The organism is Rhodococcus sp. IC4_135, assembly GCF_011602025.1.
Lineage (GTDB): Bacteria > Actinomycetota > Actinomycetes > Mycobacteriales > Mycobacteriaceae > Rhodococcus_F > Rhodococcus_F baikonurensis.
Genome location: NZ_JAAOLG010000012.1, coordinates 165,030 through 187,772, shown reverse-complemented (window position 1 = coordinate 187,772; position 22,743 = coordinate 165,030). Strand labels below are relative to the sequence as shown.

The 22,743-nt window shown below is 61.5% G+C and carries 22 protein-coding genes and 1 pseudogene; 11 read left to right on the top strand and 12 right to left on the bottom strand.

From position 1 onward, the window contains the following. Positions 1 to 125: 125 nt before the first annotated feature. A pseudogene (locus G8767_RS21675) lies at positions 126 to 548 on the top strand (HNH endonuclease family protein); the annotation flags it as partial. A 39-nt stretch (positions 549 to 587) separates the two neighbouring features. On the opposite strand, the gene G8767_RS21670 reads toward G8767_RS21675, so the two are convergent. From G8767_RS21670 to G8767_RS21655, 4 genes are all read right to left on the bottom strand, one after another. Further along, positions 588 to 758 carry a hypothetical protein gene (locus G8767_RS21670; protein WP_166811684.1) on the bottom strand — a complete coding sequence of 57 codons (171 nt, stop codon included), beginning with the start codon at positions 756 to 758 and terminating at the stop codon, positions 588 to 590. A gap of 343 nt (positions 759 to 1,101) precedes the next feature. Beyond that, positions 1,102 to 1,470, bottom strand: a complete 369-nt coding sequence (locus tag G8767_RS21665; protein WP_240952525.1) for a hypothetical protein — start codon at positions 1,468 to 1,470, stop codon at positions 1,102 to 1,104. Between the two features lie 288 nt (positions 1,471 to 1,758). Further along, a complete protein-coding gene (locus tag G8767_RS21660) occupies positions 1,759 to 2,877 on the bottom strand; it encodes an Ig-like domain-containing protein (RefSeq protein WP_124568713.1) in 1,119 nt (372 codons plus the stop codon). A gap of 55 nt (positions 2,878 to 2,932) precedes the next feature. Beyond that, positions 2,933 to 4,147 carry an Ig-like domain-containing protein gene (locus G8767_RS21655; RefSeq protein ID WP_124568714.1) on the bottom strand — a complete coding sequence of 405 codons (1,215 nt, stop codon included), beginning with the start codon at positions 4,145 to 4,147 and terminating at the stop codon, positions 2,933 to 2,935. A 297-nt stretch (positions 4,148 to 4,444) separates the two neighbouring features. Between G8767_RS21655 and G8767_RS21650 the strand changes: the two genes are divergently transcribed. The 3 genes from G8767_RS21650 to G8767_RS21640 are packed head-to-tail and all read left to right on the top strand — an operon-like array spanning position 4,445 to position 7,052. Then, positions 4,445 to 5,944 carry a SulP family inorganic anion transporter gene (locus G8767_RS21650; protein WP_206029636.1) on the top strand — a complete coding sequence of 500 codons (1,500 nt, stop codon included), beginning with the start codon at positions 4,445 to 4,447 and terminating at the stop codon, positions 5,942 to 5,944. A 35-nt stretch (positions 5,945 to 5,979) separates the two neighbouring features. Beyond that, the gene (locus G8767_RS21645) at positions 5,980 to 6,405 is read left to right on the top strand and encodes a MerR family transcriptional regulator (RefSeq protein WP_124568716.1); all 426 of its coding nucleotides are present in this window, start codon (positions 5,980 to 5,982) and stop codon (positions 6,403 to 6,405) included. 26 nt (positions 6,406 to 6,431) lie between these two features. After that, positions 6,432 to 7,052: an L-threonylcarbamoyladenylate synthase gene (locus tag G8767_RS21640; RefSeq protein ID WP_003945756.1), complete on the top strand. Its 621-nt coding sequence runs from the start codon at positions 6,432 to 6,434 to the stop codon at positions 7,050 to 7,052. 8 nt (positions 7,053 to 7,060) lie between these two features. Here G8767_RS21640 and G8767_RS21635 read toward each other — a convergent pair whose 3' ends face one another. After that, positions 7,061 to 8,020: a helix-turn-helix domain-containing protein gene (locus G8767_RS21635; protein WP_095971353.1), complete on the bottom strand. Its 960-nt coding sequence runs from the start codon at positions 8,018 to 8,020 to the stop codon at positions 7,061 to 7,063. Positions 8,021 to 8,183: 163 nt separating this feature from the next. On the opposite strand from G8767_RS21635, the gene G8767_RS21630 reads away from it, so the two are divergent. After that, positions 8,184 to 9,296: an NDMA-dependent alcohol dehydrogenase gene (locus G8767_RS21630; protein ID WP_095971470.1), complete on the top strand. Its 1,113-nt coding sequence runs from the start codon at positions 8,184 to 8,186 to the stop codon at positions 9,294 to 9,296. A 43-nt stretch (positions 9,297 to 9,339) separates the two neighbouring features. Here the strand turns inward: G8767_RS21630 and G8767_RS21625 are convergent, their stop codons facing one another. From G8767_RS21625 to G8767_RS21615, 3 genes are all read right to left on the bottom strand, one after another. After that, positions 9,340 to 11,247 (bottom strand): alkyl sulfatase dimerization domain-containing protein, encoded by a 1,908-nt coding sequence (locus tag G8767_RS21625; RefSeq protein ID WP_166811680.1) that lies wholly within the window; start codon positions 11,245 to 11,247, stop codon positions 9,340 to 9,342. A 99-nt stretch (positions 11,248 to 11,346) separates the two neighbouring features. Then, positions 11,347 to 11,910 carry a TetR/AcrR family transcriptional regulator gene (locus tag G8767_RS21620; protein ID WP_095971355.1) on the bottom strand — a complete coding sequence of 188 codons (564 nt, stop codon included), beginning with the start codon at positions 11,908 to 11,910 and terminating at the stop codon, positions 11,347 to 11,349. Continuing rightward, the gene (locus G8767_RS21615; RefSeq protein WP_124568718.1) at positions 11,907 to 13,142 is read right to left on the bottom strand and encodes a cytochrome P450; all 1,236 of its coding nucleotides are present in this window, start codon (positions 13,140 to 13,142) and stop codon (positions 11,907 to 11,909) included. The genes G8767_RS21620 and G8767_RS21615 overlap by 4 nt, the downstream gene beginning before the upstream one ends. A gap of 113 nt (positions 13,143 to 13,255) precedes the next feature. Here G8767_RS21615 and G8767_RS21610 point away from each other — a divergent pair, with 113 nt between their 5' ends. Further along, on the top strand, positions 13,256 to 14,095 hold the full coding sequence (locus G8767_RS21610) for a glycosyltransferase family 92 protein (protein WP_206029634.1): 840 nt from the start codon (positions 13,256 to 13,258) through the stop codon (positions 14,093 to 14,095). Positions 14,096 to 14,203: 108 nt separating this feature from the next. On the opposite strand, the gene G8767_RS21605 is transcribed toward G8767_RS21610, so the two are convergent. After that, the gene (locus tag G8767_RS21605; RefSeq protein WP_166811678.1) at positions 14,204 to 14,359 is read right to left on the bottom strand and encodes a hypothetical protein; all 156 of its coding nucleotides are present in this window, start codon (positions 14,357 to 14,359) and stop codon (positions 14,204 to 14,206) included. Between the two features lie 205 nt (positions 14,360 to 14,564). On the opposite strand from G8767_RS21605, the gene G8767_RS21600 reads away from it, so the two are divergent. Continuing rightward, a complete protein-coding gene (locus G8767_RS21600; RefSeq protein ID WP_124568720.1) occupies positions 14,565 to 15,326 on the top strand; it encodes an SDR family oxidoreductase in 762 nt (253 codons plus the stop codon). Here G8767_RS21600 and G8767_RS21595 read toward each other — a convergent pair. Then, the gene (locus tag G8767_RS21595; RefSeq protein ID WP_172436600.1) at positions 15,308 to 15,454 is read right to left on the bottom strand and encodes a hypothetical protein; all 147 of its coding nucleotides are present in this window, start codon (positions 15,452 to 15,454) and stop codon (positions 15,308 to 15,310) included. The two genes, G8767_RS21600 and G8767_RS21595, sit on opposite strands and share 19 nt — an antisense overlap. Before the next feature lie 212 nt (positions 15,455 to 15,666). Between G8767_RS21595 and G8767_RS21590 the strand changes: the two genes are divergently transcribed. After that, positions 15,667 to 16,611, top strand: a complete 945-nt coding sequence (locus G8767_RS21590) for an alpha/beta hydrolase (RefSeq protein WP_095971357.1) — start codon at positions 15,667 to 15,669, stop codon at positions 16,609 to 16,611. On the opposite strand, the gene G8767_RS21585 is transcribed toward G8767_RS21590, so the two are convergent. Continuing rightward, the gene (locus G8767_RS21585; RefSeq protein ID WP_166811673.1) at positions 16,601 to 17,605 is read right to left on the bottom strand and encodes an Lrp/AsnC family transcriptional regulator; all 1,005 of its coding nucleotides are present in this window, start codon (positions 17,603 to 17,605) and stop codon (positions 16,601 to 16,603) included. The genes G8767_RS21590 and G8767_RS21585 overlap by 11 nt on opposite strands. Before the next feature lie 70 nt (positions 17,606 to 17,675). Here G8767_RS21585 and G8767_RS21580 point away from each other — a divergent pair, with 70 nt between their 5' ends. The 3 genes from G8767_RS21580 (at position 17,676) to G8767_RS21570 (ending at position 21,040) form a co-directional block, all read left to right on the top strand. After that, positions 17,676 to 18,833, top strand: a complete 1,158-nt coding sequence (locus G8767_RS21580) for an amidohydrolase (protein ID WP_124568722.1) — start codon at positions 17,676 to 17,678, stop codon at positions 18,831 to 18,833. A 143-nt stretch (positions 18,834 to 18,976) separates the two neighbouring features. Further along, the gene (locus tag G8767_RS21575) at positions 18,977 to 19,750 is read left to right on the top strand and encodes a VOC family protein (RefSeq protein ID WP_166811671.1); all 774 of its coding nucleotides are present in this window, start codon (positions 18,977 to 18,979) and stop codon (positions 19,748 to 19,750) included. Between the two features lie 135 nt (positions 19,751 to 19,885). Next, positions 19,886 to 21,040 carry a nucleotide pyrophosphatase/phosphodiesterase family protein gene (locus G8767_RS21570; protein ID WP_095971360.1) on the top strand — a complete coding sequence of 385 codons (1,155 nt, stop codon included), beginning with the start codon at positions 19,886 to 19,888 and terminating at the stop codon, positions 21,038 to 21,040. Here the strand turns inward: G8767_RS21570 and G8767_RS21565 are convergent. Next, positions 21,026 to 22,642 carry a murein biosynthesis integral membrane protein MurJ gene (locus G8767_RS21565; RefSeq protein ID WP_240952523.1) on the bottom strand — a complete coding sequence of 539 codons (1,617 nt, stop codon included), beginning with the start codon at positions 22,640 to 22,642 and terminating at the stop codon, positions 21,026 to 21,028. The genes G8767_RS21570 and G8767_RS21565 overlap by 15 nt on opposite strands. Between the last annotated feature and the right edge of the window lie 101 nt (positions 22,643 to 22,743).

Here is a 22,743-nt window from a genome sequence, read left to right as displayed (position 1 = left end):
ACACGACATCGCCACTCCTATGGCTGTCCCACCTGTGACATAGACGCTATTAGATAACCATGAGGGACAGGGCGACCGACACGCCGTGCCTACCGTGCCTTCATCCTGATGCGGCGCTAGAGATAACACGCAATGACATTCTCCGCCGCGACCTCACCGACCTGACATTCAAGGACGGCTCCAAAAGCTGCTCGGTCCAAACCGGTACGCTCCGTGACCCGTACACGAACAAGACCATCGCCTTCACCCGCGGCCAGGACACGTCTTCGGCAGTGCAGATCGACCATGTAGTCGCACTCTCGGACGCCTGGCAGAAGGGCGCGCAGCAGCTGGACACCCAGACGCGAACAAATCTCGCGAACGACCCGCGAAACCTACGCGCTGTCGACGGACCCACCAACCAGAAGAAGTCGGATTCCGACGCAGCGTCGTGGCTGCCACCCAACAAGGCCTACCGCTGCCAGTACGTGACTGCTCAAGTGGAAGTGAAAGCCGCATACGGTTTGTGGGTCACCCAAGCCGAACACGACACCATCGCAGACATTCTCGCGACCTGCTGAACTCTTGCTTTGATCAGCGGACTCTGATCAGCGACCTTTGATCAGATACCGCACAATCGCCATTCCGAGCGCGAGGCCCACCACGGTGGCCAGCGCTGCAACCAGACCGTGACCGGTCAGTGCGACGAACGCGCCGGTGGTGACTGCGACGACCGCAATGATCCCCGCGTCCACTCTGCTTTGACCACGTTCAGGCATGGCACTCTCTCGTGCCGTCAGGTCCGTCCGCTCCCCTCGTAGCGGACGGACCCAGCGGCAAACTGTCGAAATGCGCGAACTCCGGTGGCCTCACCGGGCTGACTTTGCGGGCGGTCCTGCGAGGCCGGCACGTCCCCCGGAGCCAACTCACATCGGTTCACGAAGTCCGTACCTTCGCAGAATATACCGATTGGTAGGTAATTACCGAGGGCTAAAGTCCCTGGTCATGGACTCATGCGACGAGTGGTCGGAAACTCGAGACGAACGAGCGTATCCGCGAGCCGAGCGTTTATCGAGATAGTGAGAACAGCCATAAGGCCGCCCGGACATGGAGCGGAGACGTCTAGGACCCGAAAAGTGATCCGAGATCCAATGATCCGATTGACGACACTCTCTTCCAATCAGCGCAATATGCGGTGGTGAAGCGAGAATCCGTCAAGAGAATCGTGACCGTCGCCGGTCCGAGGGTGCTTTCGAACTCGAGGACATTCACTACACCGTCGCCGTCAACTTTTGCTCGGCCATATATGCATGGCATGTCAGCCGATTCGGGTCCGGAAGTCGTGTAGGTCCCCGGCAACACCTCCCACGGCACGTCGAACAGCCCGTGACCGGGAATGTTTCCCGGCGCTGCTGAGGCCGTAGACGTCCCGATCATTGCCACACTGACAGCTACTACCGCAGCGGACGCGAGCAAACCAACCTTGCGCATTTTCCCTACCTTGTTCATACCTGAACCGCAGCGGCGAGTTCGAAGGCTTGTTGATGTAAGAACCCGCGGTTCGCGCAGTTCTTCAACTAACGGTAGTAAAAGGACACAAGTTTTGGTGAGCTACCTTTTGTGGTTCTGGCCCGGTTTCCGTGACGGAGACTCCCCTCGAGAAAAACAGGGAACGCCGGCGTTGCGGCTCTCGGCATGATTCGAACCTGTCATTCCAGTATTCGATCACACACCCGTATTCGAGCCGAAACGTCGACGCTCCCCTGCCGTTTGGGTGACTCAGCCCCCGAGTGAGCCTGTCGGAAGCTTCGAGAAGATGTCCCCGAGGCTTCCGGTTCCGCCCGGTGTTTCCGGATCCGTCGGATCCACCGGCTCCACGACGACGACACCAGGCACGGTGACGGTCACGGTCTTGTCCACGGACTCCGAGGCGCTGAACTTCTTGGTACCCAGAAACTTTGCGGTGATACGATGTTCACCCTGGTCGCGGAACGGCCAGACCAGTTCTGCGTGACCATTCGAATCGACTGCGGCGCTGCCGATCTTCGTTTCACCGTCGAAGAACTCGACTGTTCCCTCACCCGGATTCGGGTCGATACTCGCCGCGATCTTGACGTCTTCGCCGGTCAGTGCCTCGAGTGCAACGTCGACCGTCGTTTCGGTCTGGTTGGTCGAGAAGACCTCGGTAGTGGAAAGGGCGCCACGTCCGTCACCGGAAGCAACACAATACCCAGCTGCATTGGTCCACCGAGACTCACCGAAACTCATGCTCGTGTCTTTGATCTTGATAACCGGGCTCGCCGCCCCGGCGCGCAGGTGCGTCGTCGCGTTGCCCTCATCCAACCGAGCCGTGAGCGTCAATTCAACTGCCGGCAGGCGGAAGTCGGTGTTGGCCTTGACCTGCAGCCCTTCCTTGGGCTTGTTGTCGCTCGCGCTCGGCCCGTCGTTGACGGTCTTGTTGCCGGTGCCGGTAATTCGCAAATACTCACCGGCGGGGTTCACATTTCCATCTGCGCCGACACGGAGCAGCACCGCCGTTTCGCCGGTCAAGTTGGACGACGAATCACCGACGAGTGAGTACGAAATCAGTTCTGCACCTTGAGGAAGCGCGATGTCGTACTTGATACGACCGGTGTCCGAATCCGAACTACGCATGACGCCCGGATGGAGTTTCACGGTGAACTCTTCGCCGGGACGCACGGACCGGGGCGCCGTGACCTCCAGGTTGTCGGAGAACGACCAGTCCCAATCGGTGAAGCCGTCGACCCGGCACTTGTGTTCGACGGAAACTGTTCGCGTCACGGCATCTGAGGCCGCTGCCACCGGCGCGGACACAGCGAGGAGTCCGGCGGCGAGAGCTGGCACGACTGCGCAGGCAGCCAGGGTACGGGGGTTCATGTGTTGCCTTTCAGAAGAACTCGGGCATCGAGGGTGCGGTGAAGTAGGACCGTGATCACTTGCCGCCGAGCGAACCAGTCGGCAACTGAGGCAGAACGGACTCGAGGCTGCCGAAACCACCCGGGGTGCCCGGATCGGTCGGGTTGGGATCGACCGGACCTGTTGTATCGCCGGTCACCGTGAGAATGTGCGCCGCCGAGGTGTACGTCGCCTCGGCGCCGGTAGCGGTGAACACCGCAGTGACGGACTTGGTTCCAGCCTTACCGAAGGTCATATCCAGGCGGGCAATTCCGCGAACCACCGGTCGCGGCTCACCGACGGGCTTGCCGTCGACGATGAACTGCACTGTTCCCGTTGCGTTTTCCGGCGTGACGTGAGCGGCAAAGGACACCTTGGTGCCGGTAGCGGCGGTAGCCGGTCCTTCGAGCGTGGTCACGATGTCGGCTCCGGGTCCTGGATCAACAGGTCCCAGATCCCCGTCGATTCTCGTCGACGCCAATGCACCGGCGCCGGTGTTGAGGGGGCCGGTCTCACTGTCGCGAGGTGAGCAGGACGTGGGCGCCCAGATGGTTCCAGCGAGCCAGTGACTGACCTGAGGGAGGAAGGTCAAGAACGACTCCGGTCCACCGAACGTACCTGCAGCACCAGAAGTCCGGACATTGGTTTCGACTGCGCCGGACGGCCCGGCCTTCACGGTGATTCTGATCTTCGGAAAGACGATGTTGGTCTCGGCTCCGGACTGAGCATTGATCGCAAGCCCGCCGTGCGCACCCGACGACGATGACGGGCTGTTGCCGATCGCTTCGTTCGCGCCGGACAACCGGAGTATCGGACCGTCCGCTGCGGGAGTGCCGTCTTCGTTCACGCGAATGACCGAAGCGGGTTTCCCGGCAACGACATTGCCCGGATCGGTGACTGTCGCGGAGACGAACTCCGCGTTGGCCGGAATCGGCAGATCGATCTTCAGACGCGAGATCTTCTTGACACTTGCGCCGCTCACATCGTTCGGGATCTGGACGCTACCCGGGTCCACGTCGATGTCGAAGACTTGACCTGGCGCCACGACAGAAGGAGCCGAAACCCGTACCGTGGCAGGCTTTCCGTCTGACGACGGACCGGAGAACGCACTCGGAACTGCGCGGCACGTGACCTGAAAGGTTGTCGACGTGGTTTCTGCAACGGGCGCCGCGGTCGCCGGAATCACGGCCACCGCAGTTCCACCGGCAAGGAGACCGGCGAGCAGCGCAGCGTTCAGTAAGCGTTTTGACATGATGTCCTCTCGGAACAACCTGATTGACGTTTGCCGCCGAACTGTAACGGAGTCACCGACCGAATTAGTCAGTTTTCGATCAACAAAACCCACACAGTAGGTAAACAATTGGTAAGAGTTACTGGCCGTCACAGCTGACCGCCCACATGAGCGTTTCCCATTCCGGGCATATATATGGCACGAAAGGCCTTGCAGCGTAGTCGAATTCAATGCCGTGTCGCACCGCGGCCGCACCTTCGTTCACACTCTACCCTTACGGGAGGGTAGGGTATGAGCACCTCGTCAGGACGGAATCTCATGGCAGTAACCATCACTTCATCCACCAACGACAATTCGGTACGGGCCGCTCTCCGGTCACCTCGCCGTCTCAAAACCGAAGTCTTGGCCGGACTTGTCGTTGCACTGGCGCTGATTCCCGAGGCGATATCATTCTCGATCATCGCCGGTGTCGACCCCCGTGTGGGCTTGTTCGCGTCATTCACGATGGCAGTGACCATCGCCGTCGTCGGCGGACGACCCGCCATGATCTCGGCGGCCACGGGCGCAGTCGCACTGGTCGTCGCTCCACTCACTCGCGAATACGGAATCGACTATCTGATTGCGACCGTCCTCCTGGCCGGCCTTCTACAGATCGTGTTGAGCCTCCTCGGAGTCGCGAAGTTGATGCGCTTCATTCCGCGCAGCGTCATGGTGGGATTCGTCAACGCACTGGCAATCTTGATCTTCATCGCTCAACTCCCCCACCTGATCGATGTTCCGTGGCTCGTCTACCCACTTCTGGCCGTCGCCCTCCTGATCCTCGTATTCCTGCCGAAACTCACGAACGCCGTCCCGGCTCCACTGGTGGCGATCGTGCTACTGACTACCGCCACAGTCGTTTTCGCTTTCGACGTTCCCGACGTCGGCGACGAGGGCGAACTTCCGTCGAGCCTGCCGACGCTACTGTTTCCCGACGTCCCTCTGAATACACACACACTGTCGATCATTGCTCCGTACGCATTGGCCATGGCGCTCGTCGGCCTTCTCGAATCGTTGATGACGGCCAAACTCGTCGACGACGTCACCGATACCCACTCGAACAAGACCCGCGAAGGGTGGGGTCAAGGCGTCGCCAACATCGTCACCGGTTTCTTCGGAGGCATGGGAGGGTGCGCGATGATCGGCCAGACCATGATCAACGTCAAGGTCTCCGGTGCTCGCACTCGGATCTCGACCTTCCTGGCGGGTGTGTTCCTGCTGATACTCGTGGTCGGCCTGGGTGACGTCGTGGCATTGATTCCCATGGCCGCATTGGTAGCCGTCATGATCATGGTCTCGGTCGGCACTTTCGATTGGCACAGCATCAATCCGAAGACCCTGCGCCGCATGCCGATCGGTGAGACGGTGGTCATGCTGGTCACCGTGGCCGTCACCGTCGCGACCCACAATCTCGCCTACGGCGTGATCGTCGGAGTGATCACCGCGATGGTGATCTTCGCGCGCCGCGTCGCGCACCTCACCGAAGTAATCGACGTCGCGCACCCGGACGCGGACACCCGCGTCTATGCGGTTCGAGGCGAGCTTTTCTTCGCGTGGAGCAACGATCTGATCTACCAGTTCGACTATGCCGGCGACCCGAAGAACGTTGTCATCGATTTGTCCGAGTCTCATATCTGGGACGCGTCGACCGTGGCAACTCTGGACGCCATCACCACCAAGTACGCGACCAGAGGCAAGAATGTCGAGATCGTGGGCCTCGACGGCGCCTCGGCCGAGCGCCATCTGCGCCTGTCCGGCCGCTTGGGTGACGGTCACTGAGAGGATGGAAGCCCAGCGCGACGAAAGTGGGAGTGATGTCTGAGGCGGAACCCGCGGGCCAGGAGCAGAACATGCAGATCGGCCAGGTTGCCGAACGCACCGAACTGTCGATCAAGACGATCCGTCATTACGACGACGTCGGGCTGGTCACTCCGTCCGAGCGGAGCGCCGGAGGATTCCGCCTCTACACCGAGGCCGATGTCCAACGGCTACTGGTAATCCGACGAATGAAGCCGCTCGGATTCAGTCTCGAAGAAATGAGACAACTTCTCGATTCTCTGGCCGTGCTCGGCGATACAGCTTCGGACTCGTCAACACGAACCGCCGCAACCGAATTCGTCACCGCTTGCCATACCCGAGCGGAAGAAAGCTGCATACATTTACGCAAGCAACTCGCCTACGCCGAAGAGCTGACGGGATTGCTCGCCGACCACAGCCTGAACGGTGAACGGCGTTCGTGAACTGCGGTCTGAACTAAGCTGGGTTGATGGCCCGATACTTCGACGTTCACCCCGAAAACCCGCAGCCGCGCGCGATCAGCCAGATCGTCGAAATGCTGCGCAACGACGCGGTCATCGCCTATCCCACTGATTCCTGCTACGCCCTCGGTGCCCGAATGGACAATCACTCGGGCACCGATCGGATCCGCGAGATCCGTCACCTGCGGTCGGATCACCACTTCACGCTGGTCTGTGCCGACTTCGCGCAGCTGGGGCACTTCGTCCACGTCACCAACTCGGCGTTTCGCGCGGTGAAAGCGGCTACCCCGGGGCAATACACGTTCATCCTTCCCGCCACGAAGGAAGTTCCGCGACGGCTGGCACATGCCAAGAAGAAGACCGTCGGGGTGCGCATTCCCAGCCACCCGGTGGTGCGTGCACTTCTGCAGGAGTTGGGCGAACCGATCCTCTCCAGCACTCTTCTGTTACCGGGAGCCGAGGAACCGATGACGGACGGCTGGCAGATCAAGGAAGAACTCGACCACCAACTCGACGCCGTCATCGACTCGGGTGACTGCGGTACTGAACCGACCACGGTTGTCGACTATTCGTCCGGTGTTCCCGAGATCGTGCGCGTCGGCGCGGGAGATCCTTCCCGTTTCGAGTAGCCGCGACGTCAGCTCTGCATTTTCCGAGAGCGGAAGGCCGCCGGAGAAGTCCCGAACCGTTCTTTGAACAGTCGCGAGAAGTGGCTCGCGTCGGAGAAACACCATCGGGTTGCGATCGAGGTGATCGAGCCGTTCGTTCGGCGCAATTCCTCACGCGCCCTGGCCAAGCGCCGCGCCCGTACCGTCCCGTTGAACGTCTCGCCAGTTCGGCCGAAGACTCGCTGGACCGTCCGGGCCGAGACCGCGTGGGCGGCAGCAACAGCGGTTAACGACAACGACGGATCACTCAGGTGCCCGTCGATCCAGGCATCGATTGACAAGCGCAGCGCGACGGAACCGACAGCGTCGCCGGTTCCGATGGTTTGGCTCACCGCCCCGTCGAACAGTTCGAGGGTGGCATTTCTTGCCGCTGATATCGCAGATTCAGGAAGTTCGGCCAACGAATCGTCCAGCATCGACAGATAGGAAACCAACAACCGTACCGACGGTGAGTCCCGATTCAGTGCGCCGCCGAAAGCCGGCCACGCTCGACCGGAGACCTCTGCCAGAGCTGAGCGAGGAATCAGCAAATTGATCGAACGAATCGCCTCCAGCACCTCGAACTCGGCCTCATTGCGCGTATCCCACAGAACCACGTCACCAGCGCCCACGAGAATCGTTTCGCCTGCCCGTGTCAGCGCTTCGCGTCCTGAACGGATTGCGATCAGCACCACCCAGTCTTCCGTGGCGTCGGATACCTGAGTTGCTGTTCGCTTTCCTGAGCACGGATCACAACTGAGGTCGACGAAACCGAAGTCGTCCAGCGAGCGTCGCCCCACCGATGCGGTAAATCCCCCGCGTAGATCCGACCGGGATACCTGCACATCGAGGGGAATGAATTCCTCCCGCAGACGGGACTCCCACCAGTGGCCACCCCTACCGAAAGGAATGCCGTCGGCAGCCTGCTGTTCCGACCCGACGGTGACCATACCTCAGGTTATCGCATATTCACTTCAAGGGTCGGTGACACGGCGCGAAAACACCAGACCGTGGCGCGCAGATGCATGACCGAGGCCCTCGACGGGAGACAGCATGTGTCCAGGAGCAGACGAGAAGACCCTGCGCCGCGAAGCACGCTCGAAGGGAATGTCGATGAAGGCGAAGGCCGCAGTGCTGTGGGATCACAACACACCGTGGAGTGTCGAGGAGATCGAGCTCGCAGATCCGAAAGAACGAGAAGTCCTGATCAAAGTGGTTGCCAGCGGCATGTGCCACTCCGACGATCATGCTGTGACCGGTGATCTGGCAGTGCCACTCCCCGTGATCGGTGGCCACGAAGGCGCGGGCATAGTCGAGAAAGTCGGCCCCGGCGTGCGAGACGTCGAGGTAGGCGATCACGTCGTCCTCTCGTTCATTCCCTCGTGTGGACGCTGCCGTTGGTGTGCAGTCGGGCAGAGCAACCTCTGCGACCTCGGCGCCATTCTGATGGCCGGCGCGCAGGTCGACGGAACATATCGCGCGGCAGCACGCGGGCACGATGTCGGAACCTTCTCGCTTCTGGGCACTTTCGGCAACTACACGGTTGTACCGGAAGCGTCGGTGGTGAAGATCAACAAATGGATTCCCCTGGAGAAGGCCTGCCTCGTCGGCTGCGGAGTCACCACCGGTTGGGGATCTGCCGTCAATACCGGAGAGGTCTCGCCCGGCGACTCCGTGGTCGTCGTCGGAATCGGCGGGATCGGCGGAAGTGCCATCCAGGGGGCGAAGATCGCGGGCGCGAGGCACATCGTGGCAGTCGACATCTCGCCGGACAAGAAGGCCATGGCCGAAACTCTCGGAGCGACACACTTTGCTTCGTCGATCGACGAAGCCATGACGCTGGTCAACGAATTGACCTGGGGCGTCATGGCTGACGTCGCGATCCTGACCGTCGGGGTGGCGAGCGGCGACATGATCCAGCCGATGGTCGGGCTGATCCGCAAGGGTGGCCGCGTAGTTCTGACAGCGGTCTCACCGATGGGTGCCACTGACACACAGTTGCACCTCGCCGAAATGACCCTGTTCCAAAAACAGCTCCGCGGAAGCCTGTTCGGCGAATGTAATCCTCGCGCCGACATCCCCCGCCTACTCAACCTCTACGAAGCCGGCCTCTTGAAGCTCGACGAGATGGTCACCACCGAGTACCGCCTCGAAGACATCAACCAGGGCTACGACGACATGAAGTCGGGAAAGATCATGCGCGGAGTCATCATTCACGAACATTGATCATCGATCGGCGCACCTGTCACGGCGTGACTCTGCACACCTGTCACGGCGTGACGATATCGAACCACAGATCGAAGTCCTCCAGCAGCGAGATGAACGTCTCCAGTTCAGACTGATCTCCCACAGCTTTTGCCGTTCCGGCCTTGATGGATTCGGTGAGCGAGGTCGTTCCGAGATACACCTCGTTGAACACGGCACGGGTCAAGGTCAGAGTCAGGGCGGCCGAAGCATCTGCCTTGTCCGTGTCGTAGTTCAGCACGCCGTTGCGCACTGTGACCAGGACGTTGTCCGCAGTGTCCGACAACACGAATCGCAACGACAGGTCGACGTCGGCAGCTTTGGGACCGTCGAGGCGAACTGCCCAGAAGTCCAGCATCTGCTCGAGTGGCATCACCGCGACAACGGCCGGGCCGGTGGGGTTGTTGGACGGCATCGGCGCCAGCGGATGCCGCAGTTCCATCGCTCCGACCAGGTAGAAGTTGCGCCACGTACCGTTCTCGGCTTGGTAGCCGAGTTGTTCGTACGTGTCCGCCAACAACTCTCGCGCGTTCTGGTTACTCGGATCGGCGAACACCAGATGGTTCACCAGCTCCGCTGCCCAGCGGTAGTCGCCGTCGTCGAACGCCTGCTTACCCTTGGTCAGAAGTGCATCCGGCCCGCCGACTGCTTCGACGTAGCGTTTGCCGTTCTCCACCGGCGGATGAGGATTCAGGTGAGCGGGAACGCCGTCGAACCAACCGAGATAGAAGGTGTAGATCGCTTTGACGTTGTGACTGAGCGAGCCGTAGTACCCGCGGTTGTACCACTGCTTTCCGATGGCGTCGGGAACCTCGATCTGGTCGGCAATCTCTACCGGTGTCAGCCCCTTGTTGGCAAGGCGCAACGTCTGGTCGTGGAGATACTTGTACAGGTCTGCCTGATCCGACATGAGCTTCAATATCTTGTCGTTGCCCCACGTAGGCCAATGATGCTGCGCGAAAATGATTTCGACGTCGGGGAACAGCTCCATCGCCAGGCGGACGTAGTGCGACCAGGCCTTGGCATCGCGAGTCTTGGCGCCTCGCAACGTGTACAGATTGTGCATCGTGTGCGTGACGTCCTCAGCCGAACCGAGCGCTTTGAAATCAGGCAGGTAGAACAGCATTTCGGACGGAGCTTCGGTTCCCGGAGCAAGCATGAAGGTCACTCGCACGCCGTCGATCACTTCTTCGTGTACCGGTTCGGTAATGATGTCGGTCGGCACGGCGAACGTCGACGTGCCGTGCGAGGTGGACAATCCGAGACCACCGGATACCTGCCCCTGTGGACCCGGGCGCAGGAACGATCCGTACATGTACATTCCGCGACGGGTCATCGCCGTGCCGGCAAGTACGTTCTCGGAAATCGCTTCCTCGGTGAAACTGTCCGGTGCATAAACTTTTACGGCACCGGACTCGATCTCTTCGTCGGTGACAAATCCTTTGACTCCGCCGAAGTGATCGCCGTGGGAGTGCGTGAAGATGATTGCCTTGACCGGGACCTTGGGGCGGTGCTGGTAGTACAACTCCAACGCAAGAGCGGCTGTTTCCGCGGACATCAGGGTGTCACCGATGATCAACCCGGTATCACCCTCGATGATCGTGGTGTTCGACAAGTCCTGTCCGATCACCTGGTACAGACGATCGGCGAGCTTGAAGAGACCGCCGCCCTTTCCCATCAAGGTGGCTTGGCGCCACAGACTCGGGTTGACGGTGTCCGGAGCGTCGGCGAATCCGTAAGCGTCGTACGAGAAGATGAACTGCCCTTTGTCGCCCTTGACCAACCCACCGTCGATGAGCGGCGCCACCAGACCCCGTGAAATCAACTCGAAGTCGAAAGTGTCGTCGAATGGGAGGTCACGGAGAACCTGGGCATTTGCCAGCCGAGTCGCTTCGGTTGCGGGCTTGGGGTCGAGTTCGGACGGTGTAGTCATCTTCTCTTACGCTCCTCGGGAACTCGCGGTGACCTGTGTCGGGATACCGGTTCATCCTCGATCCCCACGCAGGCCTCGCGCATCACCCGGAAGGGATGATCAGGTGGTCCGCCCAGCGATCAACAACGCAGCGACGAACTCACGGACCAACGTCCGCTCGTCGTTCTCGTCCGCCCCCGGCACCATGAGCAGCGAGAGGATCACTCGCACGATCCAGCGTGCCCGCGACGCTGTGTCTGCGCCGATTTCACCGAGCATCGCGACGCCCAGTCCGTTGATGACGTCGGATGAATTGGCAAGTTCACCGGCAAGACTCGCATCGCCCGGGGTGAACCATGCAGCCAGCGTCGGAGTGTTGCGCACCGCGGATACTGCAGTGAGCATCGCCGTTTCGAGACGTTCGCTCGGATCATCGATGGTCGCCACAGATTCCGCGATCGCAGTTCCCAACCTGCGCGCTTCGCGGTGAACGAACGCGATGTGAAGAGCCTGGCGATTCTCGAAATACCGATACAGGGTGGCCCGGGAACATCCTGCAGCAGAGGCTATCTCCGCCATACCGACGGCGTTGACGCCTTTCTCGACGAACAATTGTGCCGCGCTGTCGAGGATCTTCTCGGCTGCCGCCAAGGCGCGACCCTCACCGAGCCAGTCGTTGCTCACGGCCGAGTCACCGACATCGGAGCCGTGAGGGGACGGCGCACGTAGTTGCCCGGCGCGTACTGCATCGCGTCGATGTCGACATGGAAGTCGGGGATCCGGGAAAGCAACTCTTCCAACGCAACTCGTGCCTGCATTCGAGCTGCCGATGCTCCCAGACAATGGTGGGCGCCATGACTGAAAGTGAGAATTTTCTGCGGTCGACGCACGACGTTCAACTCCGCCGCGTCAGGTCCGTACTTGTCAGGATCACGATTGGCCGCACCGTACATGAGCAGAACTTTACGTCCCGCCGGAATCACCTTGCCACCCAAGGCCACATCTCGCGTCGTCGTTCGCGCCAAACCTTGGACAGGTGAGGTGAGTCGAAGCAGTTCTTCGACCGCGTCGGTAATCAATGCAGGATCATCCAGCAGGATCTGACGCTGGTCGAGCCGCTCGGTCAACATAGCCACCGATCCGCCCAACATTCCTGTTGTCGTGTCGTTTCCCCCGGCCACCATGGTGAAGGCGAAGCCGAGAATCGACAACAGGCCGGACATGTCGCCGTCATCACCGAGCCCAGCGGCGAGTAGATGGGAAATCGTGTCGTCGCCCGGTTCGACCTTGCGGCGTTCGATCAGCGAAGCGAAGTACATCATCAACTCGCCGGTGGCGGCCTGCGCCGTCGTCGCTGCTGCGGCCACACCACCGGCCGAGTTGGCAGCAACAATGGCCTCGGTCCAGCCGTCGAACTGATCCCGGTCCGCTTCCGGCACACCCAGATAGTGCGCGACAACCATCGACGGCAACGGCTTGAAGAGCTCGACGACGATATCGCCGCTGCCTCGCGCTTTCAACGCCTCGATGCGTTCGACGACAAAGTCGCGGACCATCGGCTCGACCGCCGATACCTGACGCGGCGTGAAGCCCTTCGACACCATGCGCCGGAACTCCGACTGCACGGGCGGATCCTGCATCACGAACGGCGGATTGTCCTGCATCCCGATCTGCTCGAGCTCACCGTAGACAGTGGTCAATCCCTTTGCCGACGAGTACGTCTCGTAATCACGAGCGGCGTTGTAGACGTCTTCGTGACGGGTGAGCACCCAGTAGTCGTCCTGCGGCGAGGCTTCCGGCACCACGTTGTGCACCGGGTCGTTCTCGCGCAATGCGTCGTACATGGCCCACGGCGAACGCCAGGACTCCCCGGTGGAAGGAACAAACCGTGGTGAATGTGACACAGAGGTTGTCATGACTCGACTATGAGACATATTGATAGATGTGTCAACGTTCGACGATGAATATTTCAGCGATCAATATCGAGTAACCCACCTCCACGCAGAGCACTATCGTGTGTCGGGTGATCATGGATCCGAAGAACCACCCGAACAGTTCTGACACCGGACGCCGCGCCGTGGTCGCGGTTCTCCTCCCCCGCGAGCACCTCGCTTTCATCAGGGACTGGTGCCTGCACCACATCGAGCAGGGCTGGGAGGTTGTTCTCTACGACAACACCGGTTCCGTCGGGTCCACCCGCAAGACAAGCGCATTCAGTCTCAATCGCTGGCACGGCCGCAGCGAGGACAAAAGAGGCAACTCCTACGGCGCCTTCACACGATCGATGTCGGACACCGAAGTTCAGGTCGCATTCCGCAAAGAACTGCACGACCTTCCGGTGACGATCGTCGACTGGCAACCGCGCGACGCGGACGGTCGGATCGTGCACGGGCAGGTAGAGGCCTACGTCGACTACGTGGGTCGATACCGCGACACTGTCGAGTGGGCAGCATTCATCGACGCCGACGAATACCTCGAGCACGCACCAGGATTGAACTGGGAGGTTCTACTTGGCGGCGTTACTCAGGCAGGTTCGCACCGCGTCGTTCTCGATGCCCTGGTCTACGAATCCAGGTGGACCCGCGACGGGCAACTGCGAGACGTCGAGGCATTGAAATGCCTTGGCCTGCAAAGCCACGGCTGCAAGAACATCGTGAGATTGTCGGAGATTCTGCGAGCGGACGTCCACTGGGCCTGGAAGACAACCGAACCCGACACCTTCGTGCGACCGGACAGATCGCTCTACTACTTCCGTCACTATCGCGGCTCGGAAGCGACACTCGATTTCACGCCGGCGCCGAACTTCGGACCTCAGGTCCACGAAGAAGGCGTGGATGTTCCGGCGACAATCGACCTATCACAAAAATGAATGTGCCTGCAAGGCACAGGTATTCAGATGGAGAAAACCTCCGGCCCGCATCCATGAAGGCAATGCCTTCAGAATGCGGGCCGGAGGCGGTCAATCCGCTTCAGCGAATCACTTAGGCTGCGAGCTTGCTGCGCCGCCGATTGCGCCGAGAAGACCGGCAACTGCGCCGATGCCGACGAGAACGCCGCCCAGGCCTGCAATGATCTTCTGGAAGTCGCCGAGCTGGGTCAGGTCTGCCTTGCTGCTGCCAGTGGTGAATGCCATGTCTAGCTCCTCATCATGGAATGTGTACGCGGTCCGCGCGCCCGGTATGTAACGGCGCTCACAATATACGTAAGACAGCCGAAATTTGAAGCGGTGCCGCCGAGTGGGACGTAACTCACATCTCATCCAGCGGGAACCCATGAGTAACAATGCGCGATTCGGACAACGCTTCGGGAACCGTTGAATGACGAGCAGGAGAACAGCAGTGGGCAAGTTGGATGGAAAAGTGGCCCTGATCACTGGCGCAGGGCAAGGCGTCGGTCAGGGAGTCGCGTTGGCACTCGCCAAGGAAGGCGCTCACATCGCGGTCGCGGGTCGCACAGAGTCGAAACTCGTCGTCACATGTAACGAGATCACCGAACGCGGCGGTCGTGCCGAGCCGGTGCTCATGGATATCGCCGACGCGGATTCCATCACTGCTGCCGTGGCGCGGACGGTGGAACTGTTCGGCGGCGTCGACATCCTGATCAACAACGCCAGCCTCAACCCACTCGGCAACATCCTCGACATCACTCCGGAGCGCCTTGCCGACGGATTGACTTCCGGTCCCGTCGCGACGCTGCGAACCATGCAAGCCTGCTACCCGTTCATGAAGGAGCGCGGCGGCGGGGCGATCATCAACATGGTCAGTTCCGTGGCCGTCCGCTGGGATGCTGCCGGCTACGGCGGATACGCGGCGGTGAAGGAGTCCGTCCGAGCCCTCAGTCGCGCGGCAGCGTGCGAATGGGGCGTCGACGGGATCCGCGTCAACGCGGTCGCTCCACACGCGTCGTCACCGGGGTTGCAGCGTTGGGCAGATGCGCGTCCGGAAGAGGCTGCCGCTTTTGTTGCCGGGATTCCGCTCCGCAGGATCGGGGACTGCGAGACGGACATCGGCACCGCGGTGGCTTTCCTGGTCGGCCCGGATGCCGCTTATCTGACGGGAGCAACAATTCCGCTCGACGGTGGTCAGTCACGCTGGGGCTGAGATGTGTCGTCGTCGAAGGCAAGCACCGCCGACTTGTCTTCGGCGATCGGGCGGCCGAAAACGAAACCGACCAGAACGGATGCCAAAACCAACGCGGTCAGCACTATGAGCCCGACCATCCACCACATGGTTTTCAGTATGCCCGAACGGTCATCGGCCGGGCATGCCACGGGTCCCTTGAAAAATCGCAAACCTTCCGCGAAAAGTGTTTGACATCAGTCGAATTCCGTTTCGACCGTTTTGCGAACTTCGCGAAATTCCGTGATCGAGCGCACAGTTTCGGATCTCGAACTGCGACGAGAGCGTGACTGGAACCGCGCCTCGGTGCATCCTGACAAGTATGGAATCCGCTGTTTCGACCCAACTCGCCACCGGTAGCACCCTCACGCACCCGTGGGGCGGGACGAGCAACATCACCGATCTCGGTGGAGATGTTCACTGGATCGACTTCGGTGGCCCCAGCGGAGCGCCGCCCATCGTGCTCGTCCACGGGCTTGGCGGCTCGCACCTGAACTGGGTGCGGGTGGCACCGGCGCTGGCGGCGCGCACGCGCGTGTACGCACTGGACCTCGCCGGATTCGGACTCACCTCTGCCCGGGGGCGGCACACCGGCGTCGACGCCAACGCAGCACTCCTGAATCGTTTTCTCGACACAGTGGTCGGTGAACCCGCCGTCCTGTTCGGCAATTCCATGGGCGGAATGGTCTCGGCAATGTCGACCCATGCCAGTCCCGAATCGGTCGCCGGCCTGGTCCTGGTGGATCCGGCGCTCCCCCTGCCCGTCCAACTTCCCGACCTGACAGTCGCCGCACAATTTGCGCTCTACTCGATGCCGTACGTCGGAGAGCAGGTCCTCGGCTTCGGACGTCGGAAGATGTCAGACCGGCAGTTGGCCGCTCAGATGACCAGATTGTGTTTTGCTGATCCGACGCGAGCCGATCCCGCAGTCCTCGACGCTGGCGCCGCCTTGACGGCGATTCGCCGCAACGAACCCACCCAGGACGCAGAATTCCTCCAGGCAGCACGGTCATTGTTGATGACGCTCGCCCGTCCGGCTTCGTATCGAAAGACCCTGCGAGAGATCACGACTCCGACGCTCCTGATGCACGGCGACCGCGATCGGTTGGTCCCGGTCGAGGCTGCACGGGCAGCTGCTACCGCACATCCACACTGGACCACCATCATTCTCGGCGACACCGGCCACACCCCACAATTGGAGATTCCGGACGAGTTCACCCGTCATGCGCTCGCGTGGCTCGATCGCACGGGGCTGATCACGAGCTGATCCGTACCGGCACCACGCCCGTTGAACGGCCTTGCCGATCGAGCAAGTGCCCCATCAACTTCGGCGCATCGAGGACGATTCGGCGATCGACTATCTCCAATGACGGCGTACGTGCTGCGATGTCTGCTTCCACCGCGGCGGCACTCGACAGCGTCGGGAACCATCCGGCGAAGATGACGTTGGCCGGCCCGGCCACCGTCGCCACCAATCTGATGTCCGAGAGAGTTCGAAGTATGCGGGCGGAGTTCTCCGCGACGGAACTACGCGCGAAGTAGAGGGCATGAACCGGCCGACCACTCGCGAATCGTGCGACCTCGCAACGCAGAAGAGTGTGCTGCGACAGCGCGGTATTCAGGCGTCGACGAGCGGATGTCGCGCTGATTCCCAAGGCAGCGGCCAACTCGGTGATGGAAATACGAGGCTGCGCACTCAAGACGTCGACGACTTCGGCGGTGCTCGCTTCGAGTGTGTACCGGCGTCCCAATTGCGGTGGCGTGATCCCGGATTCACGCAAACGTCGTACTCCGTCGGGTTCGAGAGCGCCGAGACGCCACCGACTCCCCTCGGTGAAAACGCGTGTCACAGGTAGGACGATGACGTCTGTGACGCCGGCCAGAGAGTGGAGGTCGTCGAGCACGTAGTGGGCCAGCGAATCGTGATCGGCGAAGAGAGCTTCCAGCATCACGTTGCATCTGCCCGAATGCACGTTGACGCTCAGGACGTGTGCGTGGGTGATCACCTCCGAGACGATCGCGGAGAGCCGGCCCGGTTCACACCGAAGTTCGACGAACGCAAGTACCGAGCTGGGATCGGCCGCCGGATAAGCCGCTATCCACGCTGTGCCCGATTCGGTCAGTGCAGTCCATCGCCTCGCTGCCGTCACAGGGTCTATGCCGACCACCGACCCGATCAACGCCCACGGTGCCCGAGGTTGAACCTGCATGGCATGAATGATTCGCAGATCAATTTCGTCCAAGAGCGTCGAATCGTGCATGAGATAGCACGATAGTTGACTGATCCTGCAAACAGGACTGCAATTCCCAGTGCCGCCGCAGTCTCGAAAAATGACGACGAGCACACCTTTCAAAGAGCGCGCAGCCAAGCACCTCGACACCATCACAGACGCGGCGCTGGGCCTCAGCCACGTGATTCACGACCATCCCGAGCTTGCCTTCGCCGAGTACAACGCGTCGGCGGCCGTGGCAACGATCCTCGAGGATGCCGGCTTCACCGTCGAACGCGGTCCGGCCGGACTGCCGACGGCAGTGTCCTCCACCTACGGAAGCGGCGAGCTGGTGATCGGACTCTTCGCCGAGTACGACGCCTTGCCGGGAATCGGGCATGCCTGTGGGCACAACATCATCGCATCGTCCGCGGTGACCGCGGGATTGTTGCTCGCGCCTCTGGCTGATGAACTGGGCATCACCGTGGCAGTATTCGGAACCCCGGCCGAAGAGGGCGGCGGCGGAAAAGTAGTGATGCTCGAGCATGGAACTTTCGATTTCCTGCACTGCGCGATGATGGTTCACCCCGGTGCCGCAGATCTGCGAGCACCGAACATGCTTGCCATCTCCCACCTGGACGTCACCTACACCGGGATCTCCGCTCACGCGTCGTTCGCAGTGGGCGCCGTCAACGCCGCCGACGCGTTCACGGTCGCCCAGGTCGGGATCGGCCTACTGCGGCAACATCTTCCGAAGGACGTGCAGGTACACGGATATGTCAGCGACGCGGGCGTAGCACCCAACGTCATCCCGGGCAGTTCACACGGGGCCTACGCGGTTCGAGCCGACACACTCGACGGCGTAGTAGCCGTCAAGCCCAAGGTGGAACGCTGCTTCACCGCCGGAGCGACCGCAACCGGCTGCGAAGTGACCATCACGGAACCTTCACCGGCGTACGGCGAATCCCGGTGGGACGCGGACATGAGCGCGCTCTACCAGAGGAACAGCGAAGCACTCGGGCGCGTTTTCTTCGAGTACGACGGTCCCGCAGCGGGATCCACCGACATGGGCAACGTCTCGCATCGTATTCCGACGATCCACCCGATCATCGGGATCGAATGCAACGGCGCAAGCAACCATCAGGCAGAGTTCACCCCCTACTGCCGCGCGGAAACCGGCGACAAGGCAGTGCTGGACGGCGCCCTCGCGCTCGCGTGGACTGCAATCGACTGCGCGAGCGATCCCGCGCTCCGCGCACGGTTGCTGAACCACAGGTGAACGCGAAACGGTCACATACTGCAAAGTTCTCGGACCCTGGGAATGTGTCGGAGTACACGCGTAGCGTGAGATTCGTGCCTTCCTCGGCCAAGCATTTCCGCGTCCCTTGCTTGTGTATCCGTTTCGGTTAAGGAGAGTTTCAGATGCCCGCACGCACAGCGCTCGACGGAACACCCTGTTGGATCGACCTCACCAGTTCCGACACCGAGATTGCCAAATCCTTCTACACCAACGTGTTCGGTTGGCAGGCCGACTCCAACGACGACCCGCAGTACGGCGGTTACGCGATCTTCAGCAAAGACGGGCAGCCCATCGCCGGGCTCGGGCCCCAGCAGGAGGGAAACCCGTACGGCAACGTCTGGACCACCTACATCTCCTCTACTGATGCGGCGGCGTCGGCGTCCAAAGCCGAAGCTGCCGGCGGAATGATCATGATGCCGTCGATGCAGGTCGGCCCCCAGGGCAGCATGGCGATCGTGGGCGATCCGGCCGGTGCCGTCGTCGGTATCTGGCAGGCAGATCAGCACAATGGCTTCGGTCTGGTGGGCGAGGCCGGAGCGCCGGTCTGGCACGAGACTTTGTCCAAGAACTACGCCGCGGTCCTGCCGTTCTACACCGACGTGTTCGGCTGGACTTACGAGTCCATCGGCGACAGCGACGAATTCCGATATTCACAAGCCAAGCAGGGCGACACCGTCGTCGCCGGTCTGATGGATGCCAGCTCGTTCCTCCCGGCAGAGGTCCCGTCGTTCTGGCAGGTGTACTTCGGGGCGGACGACACCGATGCTGCCGTCGCCAAGGTCGTCGAATTCGGCGGCAGCGTATTGCGTGATCCCGAGGACACGCCCTTCGGCCGTCTCGCGTCGGTTGCCGATCCACTCGGTGCCAAGTTCCAGATCTCCACGATCATGGAATGAATCTCCGCGCAGAGGCCGCCCCGGTCCGCGGTCTCTGCGCGCCGATCATCTGGAATGTCCGGATCTGACCGCACAGATTTGAACACTCGCCCAGAAGGTATGCAGTTTTCTCTGTCCAACGCCTAATCTCATGGGATGCCCGCCCCCGCACCTCTCCTCGATGTGTACTCCCAGCCGACTCTGTCGACGCTTGCGCCGTCGGTACTCGCTTCTCTCGGAGTAGGCGGCGAAGCAAACCGTCTCGATCTGAATCCCAGCAAGAAGACCGTAATTCTGCTGGTAGACGGGATGGGCGCGAACTTGCTCGCTCGCAACGCCGAACACGCACCATTCCTGAACTCACTCGTCGGAACGCCGATACGGGCAGGTTTCCCCACGACGACGGCCACCAGCATCGTCTCGCTGGGGACCGGGCTGCCCTCGGGAGCACACGGAATCACCGGCTACCAGTCCTACGTCGAAGAAGCCGATTCGGTGTTCAACTGGCTGGGTTGGCACAGCGCCGGCAAGAAGGAATCTCAGACCGACTCCATCGTTCCGGAGACCCTGCAGCCGCAGGCCACGACCTTCGATCGCGCCGCGGCCGCCGGAATCACCGTCACCACCGTCGTTCCGTCCAAGTTCGACGGCAGCGGCCTCACTCGGGCGGGGATGCGCGGTGCCCAGTTTGCCGGAATCCAGGCATACGGAGACCTCCTCGCTCGCACCGTGGCGGCGTCGAAATCTGCCGAACGGACGTTCACGTACTGCTACATCAGCGAGATCGACGCACTCGGCCACGTCTACGGACCCGAGTCCGAGCCGTGGATCTTCCAACTGATGCTTGTCGATCGACTGGTCGAACAACTCGCAGCCGCTCTCGGTCCGGACGTGAGATTGCTGGTGACGGCAGACCACGGAATGGTCGACGTGCTGGACGAGAACAAGATCGACTTCGACAACACCCCGATGCTGTCCAAAGACGTACTCGCCCTTGCCGGCGAGCCCCGGTGCCGGCACATCCACACCCGAGAAGGCGCTGCACAAGATGTTGCGGACCGCTGGCGCGCCGAACTGGGTGACCGCATGTGGATCGGGACCAGATCCGAGGGCATCGTCGCGGGATTGTTCGGGCCCGCAGTACATTCCGAGTATCACGGCCGGATCGGCGATGTCATCGCCATTGCTTCCGGAGACGTGGCGGTCGTTCGTCGATCGGTCGAATCGGGACTGTCCGGTCTCCGTGGACAGCACGGCGCCCTGACCCCGGACGAACTGCTGGTACCGCTCCTGTCCTCAGGACAGCAGTAGGGCTCGCGCCCGGCGAATCTCGGGAACGCCGACGACCTTGCATGCGCCCAACAGGACGACGACACCTACGGCCGCACCCGCCGACAATGAAATAGCAGCAGCAAGCCTGGGCTCGGGGATTCGGTTCTGAACCGCCACCACCAAAGTGAGCGCACAACCTCCTGCCAGAACTGCCGCTGTCGAAATTCTCCCGACGGTCGCCTGCACCCGACGGAATCCCAACAGCCCGTATCGCTTTCGAAGCAGGACGTGACCGAGCACCGCTCCGCACACGTAGGAGAACGAGCCGGCCGCACAGACGGCCAGGATCAGCGTTTCGTCACTCGCCGACAATGACGCAAGAAGAACGAGCGCCGTCTTTCCAACTACCATCACCACGGCTATCACCGCGGGAGTGCGGGTATTGTTGTCGGCGTAGAACACTCGTAGCTGAAGCATGACCATCGCAAAGGGCACCAACCCGAATGCACTGACTGCCACGGCCGTCCCGATCAACCGGGCGCTACTGCCGTCGACCCGGCCGAAAAAGATCAGGGTGGTCAACGAGGGGCCGAACACCATGAGAGCCACCGTGACCGGAATCAACGCCACCACCGAATACCTGGCTCCCCGGCCGAGATCGGATACGACACCGACGTCGTCACCCGCAGCGACCGACCTGGCGATTCGCGGCATCAGCACCGTCAACAGCGACACTCCGAGGATGCCGTACGCCACTTGAAACAGCAGATCCGCATGCGTGTACATCGAGTACACGTGACGGGAGAGAGTGACCTTCATCGTCACCCACACACCGACCTGACCGGCTACGACGTACACCAGTACCCAACCGAGCAACGGCGCCCCGACGCGCACCGGGCGCCAAGTGTGCGGCACGACCCGCACGCGAAGGCGCCACCGAAAACCGTTGCGGTGCAGCGCTCGAGCAACGACAGCGGTTTGCGCCACTATCCCGAGCAAAGTGCCGATACCGATCACCAGAACCTGCGCGGTGGTCATCGACTCGGGAGTCAGAGCCACCGGCCCCGGAATGCACAGGAAGACCGCGACCGTCACCAGAAGGACGACGTTGTTGATCACCGGCGCCCAGGCCGGCGCGCCGAACACCGATCGAACACTGAGCACAGCCGTCATCATCGCCGTGACGCCGTAGAAGAAGATCTCCGGCAGAAGCAAGTACGCGAAGAGCGTCGTCAACTCTCGTTGAGCCGGATCATCGATCACGATCGAGACCAGGGGCGGCGCGCACAGCACCGCCACTACCGTCACCAGCGCGAGAGCAAGCGCTCCCACAGTGAGAACGCGCTGCGTCTGCTCTCGTTCGAGCGTCCGCCCACGGCTTCGCTGCCGTGTCAGATACGGAAGCAGGACACTGGCGAGAATCCCGCCGAGAAGAAGCTGATAGACCATGTTCGGGAAGCTGTTGGCCGCGTTGTACGCATCACTGACCAGGGCGATCCCGAGGACTGCGGCAAGCGCAAGGGTGCGGACGAAACCGGTGATCCGGCTGACCGTGCTGGCGAGCGCCACGTGCCCGCCCATCTTCGCCAAGCTGCCGCCCGTCTCACCCGTACGTTCGGACTCCCCCACACTCTCGACCATCTCGCCAGAGTGCCACATCGCAGAGGTTCGACGAGCCGGACCGGAAACGACTGCCCTCCTGGAAACGACCGAGCGCCCCGAACCGTGGGTTCGAGGCGCTC